The following is a 16,289-nucleotide window of genomic DNA, read 5'->3' as shown; positions in this document are numbered from 1 at the left end:
GGATCAGTCGATGTCGAGTACGACCGGCTGATGATCCGACGCCTGCGTCGCGCCGTCGAACTCGCAGCGCTTAAGACGCGCGCTCAAATCCTCCGTGACGAACACGAAGTCGCAGCTGATCGGTCCGTCGGGCCATTGCTGCGTGTCGTAGACGCCTGCCGTGGGCGGCGGCGTCGCGCCCGGGTGCAGCGCGGCCCAGGCGTCGATAAAGGCCGGGCTGTCATCGATCGGCGCCAGCATGCGCCGGTACGCCGCGCTATTCCATTCGCTGTTGAAATCGCCGCAGACGATTGCGCTCGCGGGCCGGGCGGTGCGTGCGAACGGCCCGTCGGCGTTTTCAGCCGGTGCGGGCTGCGCCGCGTGTCCGGCGGCTTCGCGCTGCAAGCGGCGCAACTCATCCACCTGCGCCAGCCGTTGGCGTTCCGAATAAAACTCCAGATGAGTCACGAGGATGCGCAGCGCGCCGCCCGCGGTCGTCGCGCCCGAAACATCGAGGACGGCTTCGAGCGCCACACGCTGCATCGAGGGCGCAGCCTCGTCGGCGGGCCAGGGCAGCAGATGGCGGAACACCTGCGCGACAGGCAGCCGCGTCGCGAGCGCATTGCCGAACTGCCGCCGTTTTCCGACGGATCGACCCGCGTGCGCGGACACCGGGGGCAGATCGGCACCAATCGCCTCGATCACGGTGAAGCCCGGCAGCAGTGCCGCGAGTTCCGCGAATTGATCGTCGCCGGGACCGCCCGGCAGCGCGTGAAAACCGCGCGTGATTTCCTGTAGACAGAGCACGTCGAAGTCGGCGAGCCGCCGGGCTTCGCGCACGGTGCGCGCGAGATCGACGATGCCCGATGCGTTGCGGCCCCACTGCACGTTCCAGCTCACGAGTTTCATGGCGAACTCCCGCGATTGCGAGACGAGAAGATCTGGACAGTATCGTGCAGGAAGCCGTGCAGAAACGATGCTTGCGTTGCGCGAATCAGCGGCGCGTGACGCTGTAGTCGGTCGAATGCCAGGCGACGGCCGGCCCGGCAGCCGCGCGGACCTGTGCGGGATCGCAGGTCGCGCGCGCGGTCGCAATGACCGCCTGGCGTTTGAAATAGATGGCGAACGGCACATTGCCGTATTTGCCGAGCGCATACTGGAAGCATTCGTTGCCGCTTTCGCCGTAGAACCGGTCGGGCGGGCCGACGCGCTTGATGACGTCGTTTTGCGTCATGCCGGGCGCGACCGTGGACATGACGGTTTCCGGTTTGGCCGTGGGCGCGGAGCAGGCGGCGAGTGCCAGCGCCGCGGCGCCGAGTGTGCAGCAAAGCAGGGTTTTCATGGCGATGTCGAAAATAGTGATGGGGTCTGCAACGAGTACGCTGAACGCCGTGCCGTTTCCATCAGATGAGTCCGAAACCGGATGGGCGATCTATTCGGGAATCCGAAATGCCGCGCGAAGACGCCGAGCGAAAATGGCGTCGGGCGGAGATCAAACGGAAAGAAAGCGGAGTCTGCGGGTGGTATCGATGGAAGCCGCTGGAGATCGGTGCGCGTCGCAGGCACGTCGCAAGAACCATCGTACTGACGGGCGTCAGTCACGGGCATCAGACTAATCTGAAAGCGCAGCGGTCCGATTTTCAGACTCGGCGCAGGCGCAGATCGCGTCGTTTAGCGTGATTTCCGTGCAGCGCGACGCGGCGCGCATGAGGTCGCGGCCGCCGAATCGACTACAATCTCGCCTTCGCCCAAAAAATCCACCCCCACTGTCTGTCAGGAATCCGCTGGTGTCCCAAGCTGCCCCCGACCCTCAAGCCGAAACTCTCCACGCCGCGCCCCTTCAGGCCGGTGCGCTCCCCGTCGCGCCCTCGAAGAAGCGCAGCAAACGCGAACGCCGCGCCGACAAGCGCGCCGCCGTGGAAGCCTCGGTCGCTCAGGCCCCGATTCTCGAAATTGAATCGCTCGATATGGAGGCGCGCGGCGTGGGCCGCACCGTCACCGAAACGGGCGAGCCGGGCAAGGTGATCTTCGTCGAGGGCGCACTGCCGGGCGAACGCGTCACGTATCTGAGCTATCGCAAGAAACCGACGTTCGAACAGGCGGAAGTCGTGAGCGTGCTGCGCGAAAGCGCGATCCGCACCAAGCCGCAATGTCCGTACTTCGGCAAATGCGGCGGCTGTTCGATGCAGCATCTGGACGTGCGCGCCCAGATCGCCGTCAAGCAACGCGTGCTCGAAGACAATCTTCAGCATCTCTCGAAGGTGCGTTCAGAAACGATGTTCCGCCCGATTCACGGGCCGTCGTGGGGTTATCGCTATCGCGCGCGCCTGACCGTGCGCAACGTGCCGAAGAAGGGCGGCGTGCTGGTCGGTTTCCACGAGCGCAAGAGCAGCTACGTGGCCGACATGACGAGTTGTGAAGTGCTGCCGCAGCACGTTTCGGCGATGCTGGTGCCGCTGCGCAAGCTGGTGGAAGGGCTGTCGATTCGCGATCGCATGCCGCAGATCGAGCTGGCTGTCGGTTCGAGCGTCACGGCGCTCGTGCTGCGCATCCTGGAGCCGATTACGGCCGCCGACGAAGATCTGCTGCGCGCATTCGCCGACGAGCACAACGTGCAGTTCTGGCTGCAGCCGAAGGGCCCGGAGACGGTGTTCCCGTTCTATCCGCTCGACACGCCGCTCGACTACACGCTGCCGGAATTCGACATCCGCATGCCGTTCAAGCCGACCGACTTCACGCAGGTCAATCATCAGATCAACCGCGTGCTCGTGGGCCGCGCGCTGCGTCTGCTCGCGCCCGAGCCGGGCGACCGCGTGCTCGATCTGTTCTGCGGGATCGGCAACTTCACGCTGCCGCTGGCGCGTCTGTCGCGCGAGGTGGTCGGCATCGAAGGCAGCGAGCAGTTGACGACGCGCGCGCTCGAAAACGCGCGCGCCAACGGCGTGGACGGTCATACGTCGTTCGCCTGCCGCAACCTGTTCGAAGTCACCGCCGACGATATCCGCGCGCTCGGCCACTTCGACAAGTTTCTGGTCGATCCGCCGCGCGAAGGCGCATTCGCGGTGTCGCAGGCGCTCGCCGAGATCGCGCAGAGCGGCAACGGTCCGCTGCCCAAGCGCATCGTCTACGTGTCGTGCAGTCCGGCGACGCTGGCGCGCGACGCGGGCGTGCTGGTCAACGAAGCCGGTTATCGCCTCAAGGGCGCGGGCGTGGTGAACATGTTCCCGCACACCTCGCACGTCGAATCGATCGCCCTGTTCGAGCGCGATTGATCCGCGCGAGCGCATAAAAAAACGCCACGGAAAACCGTGGCGTTTTTTGTTTCAGCCCGCGGCGACCGCATAACGGCCGGCGCGGTGACTGAACAGCGCTTACCAGACTTGCCACCAGGACTTGTTGTCGCCCTTGGTCGGACGCGCGTGACCCGTGATGTACGGGCTGTCCGGGAACGTGGCGGCGAGCACGCGGCGCGTGTCGTCGGCCAGTTGCGGCTGCTCGAGCTTCTGGTACGACAGCATCATGATGTGCAGCGCGTCTTCGATCGCCGGGGCGCTCTTGTACTCGGTGATCGCGAGCTGCGCGCGGTTGATGGCCGCCACGTAGGCGCCGCGACGATAGTAGTAGTCGGCCGCGTGCACTTCGTGCGAAGCCAGCGCGTTCACGATGTAGCGCATGCGCTGCGCCGCGTCGGGGGCGTACTTGCTCTGCGGGTACTTGTCGACGACCACCTTGAACGCGTCATACGACTCGCGCAGCGACTTCGGATCGCGCTCGCTCATGTCCTGGCCGGAGAAGCGGCCGAACAGACCGAGGTCGTCGTTGAAGTGGATCATGCCTTTCAGGTAGTACGCGTAGGCGATGTCCGGGTGATCCGGGTGCAGCTGGATAAAGCGGTTGATCGCCTGGTCGGCCGCGTCGTTCTCGTTGTCCTTCCAGTTACAGTAGGCAACGTTGATCTGCGCTTGCTGGGCGAAGTGGCCGAACGGATCGCGACCTTCGAGCTGCTCGAAATATTTCGCGCACTTGCCCCAGTCGCCGCCGGACAGCGCGTCCTGGGCCTCCGTATATAATTTGTTGTTGTTCCACATTGCCGTTTCGTCGGTCTTTTCCGGCAGGCCGTGGCAGGCCGCGACAGCGGCAATCGCAGCGCCGCAGGCGGCAATGCGAATGATGTTGCCAATCTTGCCGAGCGTTTGTGCTCGTGCCGCGTTCCGGGCCACCGCATATTGGGCCAGTTTCGTAATCGTGTTCAAGGCTCGCATTTTCCAGTCCAGCTTCAGGTCCACAGGTGACCCAGACTCAATGACCCGTTCAGTTACTCCGGGTGCCGGCGCTCCCGGCGCCCAAAACAGCATCAGCGATTATAGCCTGGGCGATGACCCCAATGCCGCAGCAGCCAATGAGGCGCTTGACGACGACCTGATCGGAGACGTCTCCGAAGAGGCTTCAGGCGCTATTTCTGGCGGTATTCCGGCGGGAAAGCCCCGTACGCGTCAGGCTCAGCAGGAGCAGGAAGCGCGTCGCGCCGACGTGCCCGACGAGCTTGCGGGCGAGCGTCTCGACAAGGTGCTCGCCAAGGTTTTCCCCGAATTTTCGCGTAACCGGCTGCAAAGCTGGATCGAGGCGCAGCGCGTGCTGGTCGACGGCAAACCGGCCAAGGTGCGCCAGCCGGTGCCGCTTGGCGCGACGATCGAACTCGTGCCGGACCTGCTGCCCGAGCAGCTCGCGTTCACGCCCGAGCCGGTGCCGCTCGAAATTATTTACGAAGATGACGCGATCGTCGTCATCAACAAGCCCGCGGGCCTCGTCGTCCATCCGGCGGCGGGCAACTGGAGCGGCACGATTCTCAACGGCCTGCTGCATCGCTACGGCGAAGCGGCGGCGGGGCTGCCGCGCGCGGGCATCGTGCATCGGCTCGACAAGGAAACTTCCGGGCTGATGGTCGTCGCGCGCACGCTCGAGGCGCAGACCGACCTCGTGCGCCAGTTGCAGGCGCGCACGGTCAAGCGCCGCTATCTGGCGCTCGTCTGGGGCAATATCGCCGAATCCGGCACGATCGACGCGCCGATCGGCCGCGATTCGCGCGAACGCACGCGCATGGCGGTGGTGAAGGGCGCGTCGGGCAAGCCCGCGCGCACGCATTTCCGCCGCATCGACAAGACGCTCTGGCACAACCAGCCGGTCAGCGCGATCCATTGCGATCTGGAGACCGGCCGCACGCACCAGATTCGCGTGCATTGCGCGGCTGTCGGCCATCCGCTGCTCGGCGATCCGGTCTACGGCCACGCGCGCGGCAAGCGCTCGGTCGCGGCGCTGCCCAACGGCTTTGCGCGTCAGGCGCTGCACGCCTGGCGCCTCGGGCTCATCCATCCGGTCACGGGCCGCGCGATGCAGTGGCGAGCCGAAGTGCCGGACGACATGGACGAGCTGATCGAAGCGCTCGGCTTCGGCGCGGAAGAGGACGAAGACGGCTTCGACGACATGTTCGACAGCGCCTACACCGACGAGGGCTACGTAATCGGCAGTAACGAAGAGGATTACGCAGATGACCACGACGACGAGGATGACGGGCACGACGAAGGCGAAAGCGACGACGAAAGCGATCACGACGATCACACGAAGGGAGACAAGCCCGCATGACGACGACCTGCCCGGAACTGATTGCCGCCGATCTGCTGCATCCGGACTGGCGTGCGTCGCCGCGCGTGCGCGCCTTCGTCACCACGCGTAACGGCGGTGTCAGCGAGCCGCCGTTCGGGCGCTGGCAGTCGGGGCATGGCGACGCGAACGGCGAGGGCGTCGATCTGCCCGGCGGCATGAATCTCGGACGCGGTTCGGGCGACGATCTCGATCAGGTCGAAGCCAATCGCGCGCGTCTGCTCGCGCATGCGGGCGTGCCGGCGGCGTGGCTCAAGCAGATTCACGGTCCCCGCGTGGTGGATGCGGCCGACGCGCTCGCGGCGGCGCGCGCAGGCACGCCGCTCGAAGCGGACGCGAGCGTGACGGATCAGCCCGGCATCGCCTGTACGGTGATGGTCGCCGACTGCATGCCGGTGCTGCTGTGCGATCCCGACGGGCGCGCGGTGGGCGCTGCGCACGCGGGCTGGCGCGGACTCGCGGCCGGCGTGATCGAAGCGACGGCGCGCCGCGTCGCCGCGCTCGCCGGTTGCGAGACGCGTGCGTTGCATGCGTATCTCGGTCCGTCGATCGGCCCGCAAGCCTTCGAGGTGGGGGCAGACGTGCGTGACGCGTTCATGAATCACGCCGACGCTGTCGACGCCGCACAACGCGCCGCGACGCTCGCTGCAACCGCCGCCGCATTCGCGCCGCGCGCCGCAGCGCCGGGCAAATTCTTCGCCGATCTCCCGGCGCTCGCGCGCCTGCGACTGGCCGGACTGGGCATCGCGCACGCGAGCGGCGGCGACATGTGCACATTCACAGATCGCGAGCGCTTCTACTCGTATCGCCGCGAGCCCGTTACGGGCCGCATGGCCGCCCTGATCTGGATCACGCCCTGAACGGCATCCGGCACGCCGCGTCGTCAACAGAATACGCGCTTCCCTCGCAGTCTTATCGCGGTGGAAGCGCGTTTTTCTTTATCGCTTTCATGTGCGATTGGCCGTGTATTTTGTTGCGCTGCACCGTAACTGGCGGCATACGGCGCAGCATGCGTTGCGAATCGAATTGACGATGCGACTTGCGCGTTGCAAGCACTTGCGCGCACGGCGATTTTTTGTGCGCCACCGCATTGCGCCTTTACGTTGGCTATTTAAGCGAAGGATTACATCGGGAAAACGATAATAAAAAAAATATCGCAGTGCGGCAAAATCGGGAACAAGCATTGACACGCTTTGCAGTGGGGAGCAAAAATGTCCCTCACCTACGGGACAGGACGCGACGAGGCGCACGGCAGCAGCGCAGCGTTCGCGGCCCACCTGCCTCTCAACCAGTCCTTCGGGACACATCGGTCAAAAGCAGGCATGACGGCATCTCAACGTTCCACGACGGCCCCGGGTGCGGGTGCTTCAGACGGTGCACAGTCTTTCTTTCCGAATTTCACGCCGGACGCGGCCGGTATGCAGCACATGCTCGAAGCGTGGACGCAGGCCTGGCGCAACGCCATGAATGCTGCGCAACAAACGGGCGCGCAGCAGTGGGGCCAGGCGGCTCAGCCGGGCGCGAACGGGGGCAACGGTGCGGCTGCGAATCCGCTGCATGCGGCCTTCGGCGCGGCGTTCAATCCCACGGCCTTTAATCCTTCTGCCTTTAATGCTTCGGCATTCAATCCCGCGGCGTTCAATCCGGCTGCGATGAACCCGGGCATGGCTTCGCCGTTCGGCGCGCTCGAGGCGTTCAAGATGCCCACGGCGTCGATCGAACCCACGCGGCTGCAGCATCTCCAGTCCGAGTATTCGCGCGACGCGATGGAACTGCTGCGCGAAGCGTCGGCGGCCACGCCCAAGGCACCCGAACTCAAGGACCGCCGCTTCAGCGCCGAGGCCTGGAAGGCCACGCCCGCGTATGCCTTCACGGCTGCGTGGTATCTGCTGAACGCGCGCTATCTGCATGAACTCGTCGACGCGCTCGACACCGACGCGAAAACGCGCGAGCGCATCCGCTTCGTCGTGCAGCAATGGACTGCTGCGGCGTCGCCCAGCAACTTTCTCGCACTGAATCCCGAAGCGCAGAACGCGCTGCTCGAAAGTCACGGCGAAAGCCTGCGTCAGGGCGTGATGAATATGCTCGGCGACATGACGCGCGGCAAGATCTCGCAAACCGACGAATCGCGCTTCGTGGTCGGCCGTAATCTCGCGAATACCGAAGGCTCGGTCGTCTACGAGAACGCGCTGTTCCAGCTGATTCAATACAAGCCGCGCACGCCGACCGTGCGCGAACGGCCGCTGCTGATCGTGCCGCCGTGCATCAACAAGTTCTACATCCTTGACCTGCAGCCCGAGAACTCGCTCGTCGCATACGCGCTCGAGCAGGGGCAGCAGGTGTTCCTCGTGTCCTGGCACAACGGCGACGCGTCCATTGCCGACAAGGACTGGGACGACTACATCGAAGACGGCGTGCTGCGCGCCATCGACACGGTGCGCAGCATCAGCGGCCGCGAGCAGATCAACACGCTCGGCTTCTGCGTGGGCGGCACGCTGCTCGCCACGGCGCTGGCCGTCGCGGCGGCGCGCGGCGAACATCCGGCAGCGTCGATGACGCTGCTCACGGCCATGCTCGATTTCACCGACACCGGCGTGCTCGACGTGTTCGTCGACGAGGCGCACGTGCAGATGCGCGAGCAGACCATCGGCGGCAAGAACGGCGGCACGCCGGGCCTCATGCGCGGCATGGAGTTCGCCAACACGTTCTCGTTCCTGCGTCCGAACGATCTCGTCTGGAATTACGTCGTCGACAATTATCTCAAGGGCCGCACGCCCGCTGCGTTCGATCTGCTCTACTGGAACAGCGACTCGACGAGCTTGCCCGGTCCGATGTATGCGTGGTATCTGCGCAATACGTATCTGGAAAACAAACTCCGCGAGCCGGGCGCGCTGACGGTGTGCGGCGAGGAAGTGGACCTTTCGCGCATCGACGTGCCCACGTTCATCTACGGCTCGCGCGAGGATCACATCGTGCCGTGGCGCACGGCGTATGCCTCGGTGCCGCTGCTCTCGGGGCCGCTCAAGTTCGTGCTGGGCGCGTCGGGGCACATCGCGGGCGTGATCAATCCGCCCTCGAAGAACAAGCGTAGTTTCTGGAGCTTCGAAACCGACGCCAAACATCTGCCCGAGGAGGCGGACGACTGGTTCGGCGAGGCGACGGAGCAGCCGGGCAGTTGGTGGCCCACGTGGGCCGAATGGCTCGACCAGTTCGGCGGCAAGAAGGTCAAGCCGCGCGCGCAGGCGGGCTCCGCGGAGTTTCCGGAAATCGAGCCCGCGCCGGGCCGCTATGTGCAGCAGCGCGAATAATACATACACGCGCGGGCACGCAAGGAAATTGACGGATTTTTAACTTGACTGGGTGTGCGTCTCTCGCAGAATCGCGCCGCCCGGAGGAACTGAAAATGACTGAGATTGTGATCGTTTCGGCCGCCCGCACCGCGGTAGGCAAGTTCGGTGGTTCGCTCGCGAAGGTGGCGGCGCCGGATCTGGGCGCCATCGTCATCAAGGCGGCGCTGGAGCGCGCGGGACTCAAGCCCGAGCAGGTCAGCGACGTGATTCTGGGGCAGGTGCTGACGGCCGGTTCGGGCCAGAACGTGGCGCGTCAGGCTTCGATCAAGGCGGGTCTGCCGGCGGCCGTGCCGGCGATGACGATCAACAAGGTCTGCGGTTCGGGCCTGAAAGCGGTGATGCTGGCTGCGAACGCGATCATCGCGGGCGACGCAGAGATTGTCGTGGCGGGCGGTCAGGAAAACATGAGCGCGGCGCCGCATGTGCTGCCGGGTTCGCGCGACGGCTTCCGCATGGGCGATGCGAAGCTGATCGACAGCATGATCGTCGACGGTCTGTGGGACGTGTACAACCAGTACCACATGGGCGTCACGGCGGAGAACGTCGCGAAGGAATACGGCATCACGCGTGAAGAGCAGGACGCGTTCGCCGCGGCCTCGCAGAACAAGGCGGAAGCCGCGCAGAAGGCCGGTCGGTTCGACGACGAAATCGTGCCGGTCGAAATTCCGCAGCGCAAGGGCGATCCGCTCGTGTTCAAGACCGATGAATTCGTGCGCCATGGCGTGACGGCGGAATCGCTCGCGGGCCTGAAGCCGGCGTTTGCGAAAGAAGGCACGGTGACGGCGGCGAATGCGTCGGGCATCAACGACGGCGCGGCGGCGGTGGTCGTGATGTCGGCGAAGAAGGCCGAAGAACTCGGTTTGAAGCCGCTCGCGCGCATCAAGGCGTACGCGAACGCGGGCGTCGATCCGAAGGTGATGGGCATCGGTCCGGTGCCGGCGTCGCAGCGCTGCCTGGAGCGTGCGGGCTGGTCGGCGAGCGACCTCGATCTCATGGAGATCAACGAGGCGTTCGCGGCGCAGGCGCTCGCGGTGAACAAGCAGATGGGCTGGGACACGTCGAAGATCAACGTGAACGGTGGCGCGATTGCGATCGGCCATCCGATCGGCGCGTCGGGTTGCCGGATTCTGGTGACGCTGCTGCATGAAATGCAGCGCCGCGACGCGAAGCGCGGTCTGGCATCGCTGTGTATCGGCGGCGGCATGGGCGTGGCGCTCGCGCTCGAGCGTCCGTAAGCACGCAATACGCTGCGAAGGCGGCCGCTTCGCGGTACGCTTTCGCGCTCGAATGCGGTAAGCAGGCAACGATTAGCAGCAGGACCAGCAACAGCAGACAGAGGCGAGGCCGGGGCCGTCGATCGGCGCTCCGGATAACGATAATGGAGTGTGGTTTATGTCACAGCGTATTGCGTATGTAACGGGCGGTATGGGCGGCATCGGAACGGGCATCTGCCAGCGCCTCGAAAAGCAGGGCTTCAAGGTGGTTGCCGGTTGCGGCCCGAACTCGCCGCGTCGCGTGAAGTGGCTCGAGGACCAGAAGGCGCTCGGCTTCAACTTCATCGCCTCGGAAGGCAACGTGGGCGACTGGGATTCGACGGCGCAGGCCTTCGACAAGGTCAAGGCCGAGGTGGGCGAGGTCGACGTGCTCGTCAACAACGCGGGCATCACGCGCGACGTCGTGTTCCGCAAGATGACGCGCGAAGACTGGACCGCGGTTATCGACACGAACCTGACGAGCCTCTTCAACGTCACGAAGCAGGTGATCGACGGCATGGTTGAACGCGGCTTCGGGCGCATCATCAATATTTCGTCGGTGAATGGCCAGAAGGGCCAGTTCGGGCAGACCAACTACTCGACGGCCAAGGCCGGGATTCACGGTTTCACGATGGCGCTCGCGCAGGAAGTGGCCACCAAGGGCGTGACGGTCAACACCGTTTCGCCGGGCTACATCGGCACGGACATGGTGAAGTCGATCCGTCCCGACGTGCTGGAAAAGATCGTCGCGACCATTCCGGTGCGCCGCCTCGGCGCGCCGGAGGAAATCGCCTCGATCGTCGCGTGGCTCGCCTCGGAAGAGTCGGGCTTCGCAACCGGTGCTGACTTCTCGCTGAACGGCGGGTTGCACATGGGCTGATCCCGCGCGCCGCGCGCCTGGCAGGGGACGCGCGGCGGCACAGGGGATCGATGGCGGCGGCGCGCCTGTTTGCACGCCGGGGCAGGCTCGCCGCCGGGCTAGACGACGCGCGATGGCATCGGCCGTCGCGCGTTGGCGCATACAAGGGCGACACATGACGACTACAAAGAAAACCGCCGAACGACTGATCAAAAAATATCCGAACCGTCGGCTGTACGACACGGAGACGAGCACCTACATCACGTTGACGGACGTGAAGCAACTCGTGCTCGAGCAGGAGGAATTCAAGGTCATCGACGCGAAGACCAACGAGGATCTGACGCGCAGCATTCTGCTGCAGATCATTCTCGAAGAGGAAAGCGGCGGCCTGCCGATGTTCTCGTCGTCGATGCTGTCGCAGATCATCCGTTTCTACGGGCATGCGATGCAGGGCATGATGGGCACTTACCTGGAAAAGAACATCCAGGCGTTCATCGACATCCAGAACAAGCTCGCCGATCAGTCGAAGAACCTTTACGAAGGCAACGCGATGAATCCCGAGGTCTGGTCGCAGTTCATGAACATGCAGGCGCCGATGATGCAGGGCATGATGACCAGCTACATCGAGCAGTCGAAGAACATGTTCGTGCAGATGCAGGAGCAGATGCAGAACCAGGCGAAGAACATGTTCAGCAGCTTCCCGTTCAAGCCCGCGGCGCCCACGGGTGCGCCATCCCCGGCTGCGCCCGCGCACGGCGCGACCGAAGGCGGCAGCGACGACGAGAAGAAGTAAGCGTATCGAATGTGGCAGTGAGCGTGATTGACCCGGCTCGCGCGTGACGACGCGCAGCCCGGCGTCACGCAGCGTTCGGCTCGCGCAGCGGGCGCCGCAAGTGCGTCCGGCGCTCCGGATCCGGCGCGCGCGGTCGAGGCGCACTCGACGCGCGCGGCGCGCGTTCCGCTTGTCATTTTTCTTTGCTCATCCGCGTTGCGTGTTCGCGCGGCTTGACGCCCCGTGTCTCATCTGACCCCGCTAGCCGTGTCCGCCGCCTTCCCTGGCCCGCCGCTGCCTGTGCCAAACAGGTAAAATGGTGGATTGGCCTGAACATCGCGCGGCGCAACGAACGCCCTGCGCCCCACCTCCGGACGTACACGTGAAAAACCCTGTTGAATCAACGACCTCCCGCAATCCCGCGCCGCGCGTAGGGATGGTATCGCTCGGCTGTCCAAAAGCGCTTGTCGACTCCGAGCAGATCATTACCCAGCTGCGCGCCGAAGGTTACGAGATCTCGGGTTCATACGACGGCGCCGACCTCGTCGTGGTCAATACCTGCGGCTTCATCGACGAAGCCGTGCAGGAAAGCCTCGACGCCATCGGCGAAGCGCTGAGCGAGAACGGCAAGGTCATCGTCACGGGGTGTCTGGGCAAGAAGGCCAGCGCGAGCGGTTCGAACCTGATCGAAGAAGTGCATCCGAAGGTGCTGGCCGTGACCGGCCCGCACGCCGTCGGCGAAGTGATGCAGGCGGTCCACAGCCATCTGCCGAAGCCGCACGATCCGTTCGTCGACCTCGTGCCGGCCGCGGGCATCAAGCTCACGCCGCGTCATTACGCCTATCTGAAGATTTCGGAAGGCTGCAATCACCGCTGCACGTTCTGCATCATCCCGTCGATGCGCGGCGATCTGGTCTCGCGTCCGGTTGCGGAAGTGATGCTCGAAGCGGAAAACCTCTTCAAGTCGGGCGTGAAGGAACTGCTCGTGATCTCGCAGGACACGAGCGCGTATGGTGTCGACGTCAAGTACCGCACGGGTTTCTGGAACGGCAAGCCGATCAAGACGCGCATGACCGATCTGGTCACGGCGCTCGGCGAACTCGCCGCGCAGTACAACGCGTGGGTCCGCCTGCATTACGTGTATCCGTATCCGAGCGTGGACGAAGTCATTCCGCTGATGGCCGAAGGTCCGTTCAAGGGCCACGTGCTGCCGTATCTCGACGTGCCGTTCCAGCACGCGCACCCCGAGGTGCTCAAGCGCATGAAGCGTCCCGCGAACGCCGAAAAGGTCATGGAGCGCGTGAAGGCGTGGCGTGAAATGTGCCCGGATCTCACGATCCGCAGCACGTTCATCGCCGGTTTCCCCGGTGAGACGGAAGAGCAGTTCGAAACGCTGCTCGACTTCATTCGCGAAGCCGAACTCGACCGCGTGGGCTGCTTCGCCTACTCGCCGGTCGAAGGCGCGACGGCCAACGAACTCGAAGGCGCGCTGCCCGACGACGTGCGCGAGGCACGCCGCGCGCGCTTCATGGAAGTCGCCGAGGAAGTGTCGGCGAAGCGCATCCAGCGCAAGGTTGGCAAGACGCTCAAGGTGCTGATCGACGAAGTGAACGCCGACGGCGGCATCGGCCGCACGGCGGCGGACGCGCCCGAGATCGACGGCGTGGTCTACGTTGCGCCGGCGACCAAGGCGTCGAAGCGTTACAAGGTTGGCGATTTCGTCTCGGTGAAGATCACGGGCGCCGACGGCCACGACCTCTGGGGCGAGGTCTGAGCGGCATGACGCAAACCGCGCCGCAGATCCTCGCGTACGGCGAGGCGATGGTCGAGTTCAATCAGGCGACGCCGGGCCAGCCGCAGTATCTGCAAGGCTTCGGCGGCGACACCTCGAATTTCGCGATCGCGGCGGCGCGGCAGGGCGCGCACACCGGTTTCGTTTCGGCGGTCGGCGACGATCAGTTCGGGCGTCTGCTGCTCGATCTGTGGACGCGCGAGGGCGTCGATACGGCGAACGTGCGCGTGAACGCCGACGCGCCCACCGGCGTCTACTTCGTCTCGCACGGCCCGAACGGCCACGCGTTCGACTATCTGCGCAAGGGCTCGGCGGCGAGCCGCTACGCGCCCGGCGATCTGCCGCGCGAGGCGCTGGCCGCCGCGCGCGTGCTGCATCTGTCGGGCATCAGCGTCGCGATCGGCGATGCGGCTTGCGACGCGGCGTTCGCGGCCATCGAGCACGCACGCGCAAGCGGCGTGCAGGTGAGCTTCGACACCAATCTGCGGCTCAAGCTGTGGCCGCTCGCGCGCGCCCGCGCGGTGATGACCGAAGTGCTGCGCGCGACCGACATCTGCCTGCCGAGTTGGGACGACGTCGCCGTGCTGACCGGACTGGACGACCGCGATGCCATCGTGGACCGGCTGCTGTCGCTGGGTTCGCGTGTCGTCGCGCTCAAGCTCGGCAAGGAGGGCGCGTATGTGGCGACGCCCGACGAGCGCCGCCTGGTGCCGGGCCGCGTGGTCGCCGCCGTCGATGCAACCGGCGCGGGCGATTGCTTCGGCGGCGCCTTCATTGCGCGCATCGTGGCCGGCGACGATCCGTTTACTGCCGCGCGCTACGCCAATGCGGCGGCCGCGCTGTCGACGCTCGGCTATGGCGCCGTCGCGCCGATTCCGCGCCGCGAAGACGTCGAGCGCACGCTGGCCGACGCCTGAGCGCGTTCTTCGCGCGCTTGTCAGGCAGGCGGCACACGAATCAGGGAGTGTGATGGAAGTATCGATTTCGAAAGACCCGAGCGGCGCGCGCCGCTCGTCGAACGCGCCGCGCGCGTGGAGCCTGTTCGCGGCCTGCGTGATCGCCTTGCCGCTCGCGGCGTGCGCCGTGGGCGATGGCGGCGCGAAAGGCGCATCGGGTGCGGCGGTCATCAAGGTGCATTCGACGCTCAAGCCGAATCCCGAATTCGCGCACTATCCGCAGTACACCGGCACGCTCGGCAAGCGCGCGATCGTGATGCGGTTGGGCAAGAAGACCGATCCCGACGATCCCGGCGGCATTCACGGCGAGTATCAGTTCACCGACACGGGCGAAGTGATCCTGATCGCGGGCGACCGCACCGGCCAGACGCTCGAAGCGGAAGAGTCGGACGACGGCACGCGCATCGTCGGCAACTGGGTCGGCACGTTTGCCGCCGACGGCTCGATTTCCGGCGATCGCATGGAAGTCGACGATTCGAATCCGCAGCCGTTCGAGCTGAAGCCCGTGGCGGCTGGTACGGCGGCGCCGTTGGCGGCGAGCCCGGCGGCGAAGGGCGCTCAGGCGGTCAATGGCGTCGGCAATGTGGTGACGGGCGAATAAGCCGCGTTAGCGGGCGGATTCAATCGCCTTTTGCGCGATCGTTCGTCTCGGCCTGAACGGAACGTGTGCGCGCCACGCGCGTGATGCGCGTGACACGAGGCGCGTCGAGCGCCGTGCGCGGCTTCTTGCGCGCGCCCGTTCGTTTCGATGAAGCAACAGGCTGTCCGCGCAAGGTGGCCAGCCGCGTCAGTTCGCTTTCCAGCGCTGCGCGTTCGCGTTGCCATTGCGCTTCCTGCGCGAGCAGGGCGTCGAGACGGCGCTGTGCGTCGCGCAGCGCATTCGTCTGCTGTGCTTCCTGCGCGCGCGCCGCGCCCAATTCACTCACCAGTTGTTCGTTGCGTTGCTGCGCGCTCGCGGCCAGCGCATCCGCACGCCTGCGCTCTTCGCGCGCCTCGCTGATCTGCTGCATCATGTGCTTCTGCACGCCTTCCATGCGCTGCGTCGCCTTGTCGAGCTCGGACTGAAAGGCGGCGTCGCGCGCTTCCTGTCCCGCACGCATGGCCGCAATGGCGTGTTCGTGCGCGGTCCGTTGTTCTTGCGCACGCGTTTCTGCCAACATGCGCTCGGCGTCGCGCAGGGTTTCGAGCGTTGCCGCGCGCGTGCTCGCTTCGTTCGCACGCGCATTGGCGGCGTCGAGTTGCGCCTTGAGCGCCGCGATCTGTTCGTTGCTTGCGGCGAATTCCACGTCGCGCAGACGCAGTTGCTCCAGCGCCTCATCGCGCGCTTCCTCGGCCTGCGCAGCACGCGCTTCGGCTTGCACGCCAGCTTGCTCCAGTTCCCCGACGCGCGCGTCGTACACCTTTTCCCCATGCTCCACGGCGACGGCCCACGCGGCCAGCATCGCGTCCGCGACGGCGGGCGGCAGTTGCGAGGCGAGGGCGTCGCCGCGCGTTTTCTCGTCCTTCCATTGCTTGAGTTCGTCGTTGATCGTTGTGCGGCTGCCTTGACGGATTTCCGCGTAAATCAGGTCGACGGTCAGCTCATGCGGCCGTTTTCCGGCGGCGACGAGGCGAGACGCGGTTTCACGCGTACGCAAACGGGTATCGCTGATACGGGACATGGTGTTTTC

Annotated in this window: 14 protein-coding genes; 10 read left to right on the top strand and 4 right to left on the bottom strand. The window is 65.4% G+C overall.

Annotated features, from left to right (window positions below):
- Window positions 1-3 precede the first annotated feature (3 nt).
- A complete protein-coding gene (locus tag BMY06_RS16680) occupies window positions 4-888 on the bottom strand; it encodes an endonuclease/exonuclease/phosphatase family protein (RefSeq protein WP_074984208.1) in 885 nt (294 codons plus the stop codon).
- A gap of 85 nt (window positions 889-973) precedes the next feature.
- Window positions 974-1,321, bottom strand: a complete 348-nt coding sequence (locus BMY06_RS16675) for a hypothetical protein (RefSeq protein ID WP_080180532.1) — start codon at window positions 1,319-1,321, stop codon at window positions 974-976.
- 364 nt (window positions 1,322-1,685) lie between these two features.
- Here BMY06_RS16675 and rlmD point away from each other — a divergent pair, with 364 nt between their 5' ends.
- Entirely contained in the window at window positions 1,686-3,251 is a 1,566-nt protein-coding gene (gene rlmD, locus BMY06_RS16670; RefSeq protein ID WP_258365502.1) for a 23S rRNA (uracil(1939)-C(5))-methyltransferase RlmD, read from the top strand.
- A 99-nt stretch (window positions 3,252-3,350) separates the two neighbouring features.
- Here rlmD and BMY06_RS16665 read toward each other — a convergent pair whose 3' ends face one another.
- Complete coding sequence (locus tag BMY06_RS16665) at window positions 3,351-4,241, bottom strand: outer membrane protein assembly factor BamD (protein ID WP_065060110.1); 891 nt, start codon at window positions 4,239-4,241, stop codon at window positions 3,351-3,353.
- Between the two features lie 40 nt (window positions 4,242-4,281).
- Here BMY06_RS16665 and BMY06_RS16660 point away from each other — a divergent pair, with 40 nt between their 5' ends.
- The 9 genes from BMY06_RS16660 to BMY06_RS16620 all read left to right on the top strand — a co-directional run bounded on the left by BMY06_RS16660 (window position 4,282) and on the right by BMY06_RS16620 (window position 15,220).
- On the top strand, window positions 4,282-5,619 hold the full coding sequence (locus BMY06_RS16660) for an RluA family pseudouridine synthase (RefSeq protein ID WP_065060032.1): 1,338 nt from the start codon (window positions 4,282-4,284) through the stop codon (window positions 5,617-5,619).
- Complete coding sequence (pgeF, locus tag BMY06_RS16655; RefSeq protein WP_074984206.1) at window positions 5,616-6,497, top strand: peptidoglycan editing factor PgeF; 882 nt, start codon at window positions 5,616-5,618, stop codon at window positions 6,495-6,497. The genes BMY06_RS16660 and pgeF overlap by 4 nt, the downstream gene beginning before the upstream one ends.
- Window positions 6,498-7,055: 558 nt before the next feature.
- Window positions 7,056-8,945 (top strand): class I poly(R)-hydroxyalkanoic acid synthase, encoded by a 1,890-nt coding sequence (gene phaC / locus BMY06_RS16650; RefSeq protein ID WP_074984205.1) that lies wholly within the window; start codon window positions 7,056-7,058, stop codon window positions 8,943-8,945.
- Between the two features lie 95 nt (window positions 8,946-9,040).
- Entirely contained in the window at window positions 9,041-10,222 is a 1,182-nt protein-coding gene (locus BMY06_RS16645) for an acetyl-CoA C-acetyltransferase (RefSeq protein WP_074984203.1), read from the top strand.
- A 157-nt stretch (window positions 10,223-10,379) separates the two neighbouring features.
- Window positions 10,380-11,120: a 3-ketoacyl-ACP reductase gene (locus tag BMY06_RS16640; RefSeq protein WP_065065584.1), complete on the top strand. Its 741-nt coding sequence runs from the start codon at window positions 10,380-10,382 to the stop codon at window positions 11,118-11,120.
- A gap of 154 nt (window positions 11,121-11,274) precedes the next feature.
- Complete coding sequence (phaR, locus tag BMY06_RS16635) at window positions 11,275-11,892, top strand: polyhydroxyalkanoate synthesis repressor PhaR (protein WP_065065583.1); 618 nt, start codon at window positions 11,275-11,277, stop codon at window positions 11,890-11,892.
- 415 nt (window positions 11,893-12,307) lie between these two features.
- Window positions 12,308-13,645 (top strand): 30S ribosomal protein S12 methylthiotransferase RimO, encoded by a 1,338-nt coding sequence (gene rimO / locus BMY06_RS16630; protein ID WP_065065581.1) that lies wholly within the window; start codon window positions 12,308-12,310, stop codon window positions 13,643-13,645.
- A 5-nt stretch (window positions 13,646-13,650) separates the two neighbouring features.
- Window positions 13,651-14,580, top strand: a complete 930-nt coding sequence (locus BMY06_RS16625; protein ID WP_074984200.1) for a sugar kinase — start codon at window positions 13,651-13,653, stop codon at window positions 14,578-14,580.
- Between the two features lie 52 nt (window positions 14,581-14,632).
- Entirely contained in the window at window positions 14,633-15,220 is a 588-nt protein-coding gene (locus tag BMY06_RS16620) for a hypothetical protein (RefSeq protein ID WP_074984198.1), read from the top strand.
- Window positions 15,221-15,239: 19 nt separating this feature from the next.
- Here the strand turns inward: BMY06_RS16620 and BMY06_RS16615 are convergent, their stop codons facing one another.
- Window positions 15,240-16,280, bottom strand: coding sequence for a DNA-binding protein (locus BMY06_RS16615; protein ID WP_074984196.1), 1,041 nt, complete (start codon window positions 16,278-16,280; stop codon window positions 15,240-15,242).
- Between the last annotated feature and the right edge of the window lie 9 nt (window positions 16,281-16,289).

The sequence above is a fragment of the Paraburkholderia tropica genome (assembly GCF_900109265.1).
Taxonomy (GTDB): Bacteria; Pseudomonadota; Gammaproteobacteria; order Burkholderiales; family Burkholderiaceae; genus Paraburkholderia; species Paraburkholderia tropica.
The sequence above is the reverse complement of the archived record's forward strand: the minus strand, read 5'-3'. Positions and strand labels throughout refer to the sequence as shown.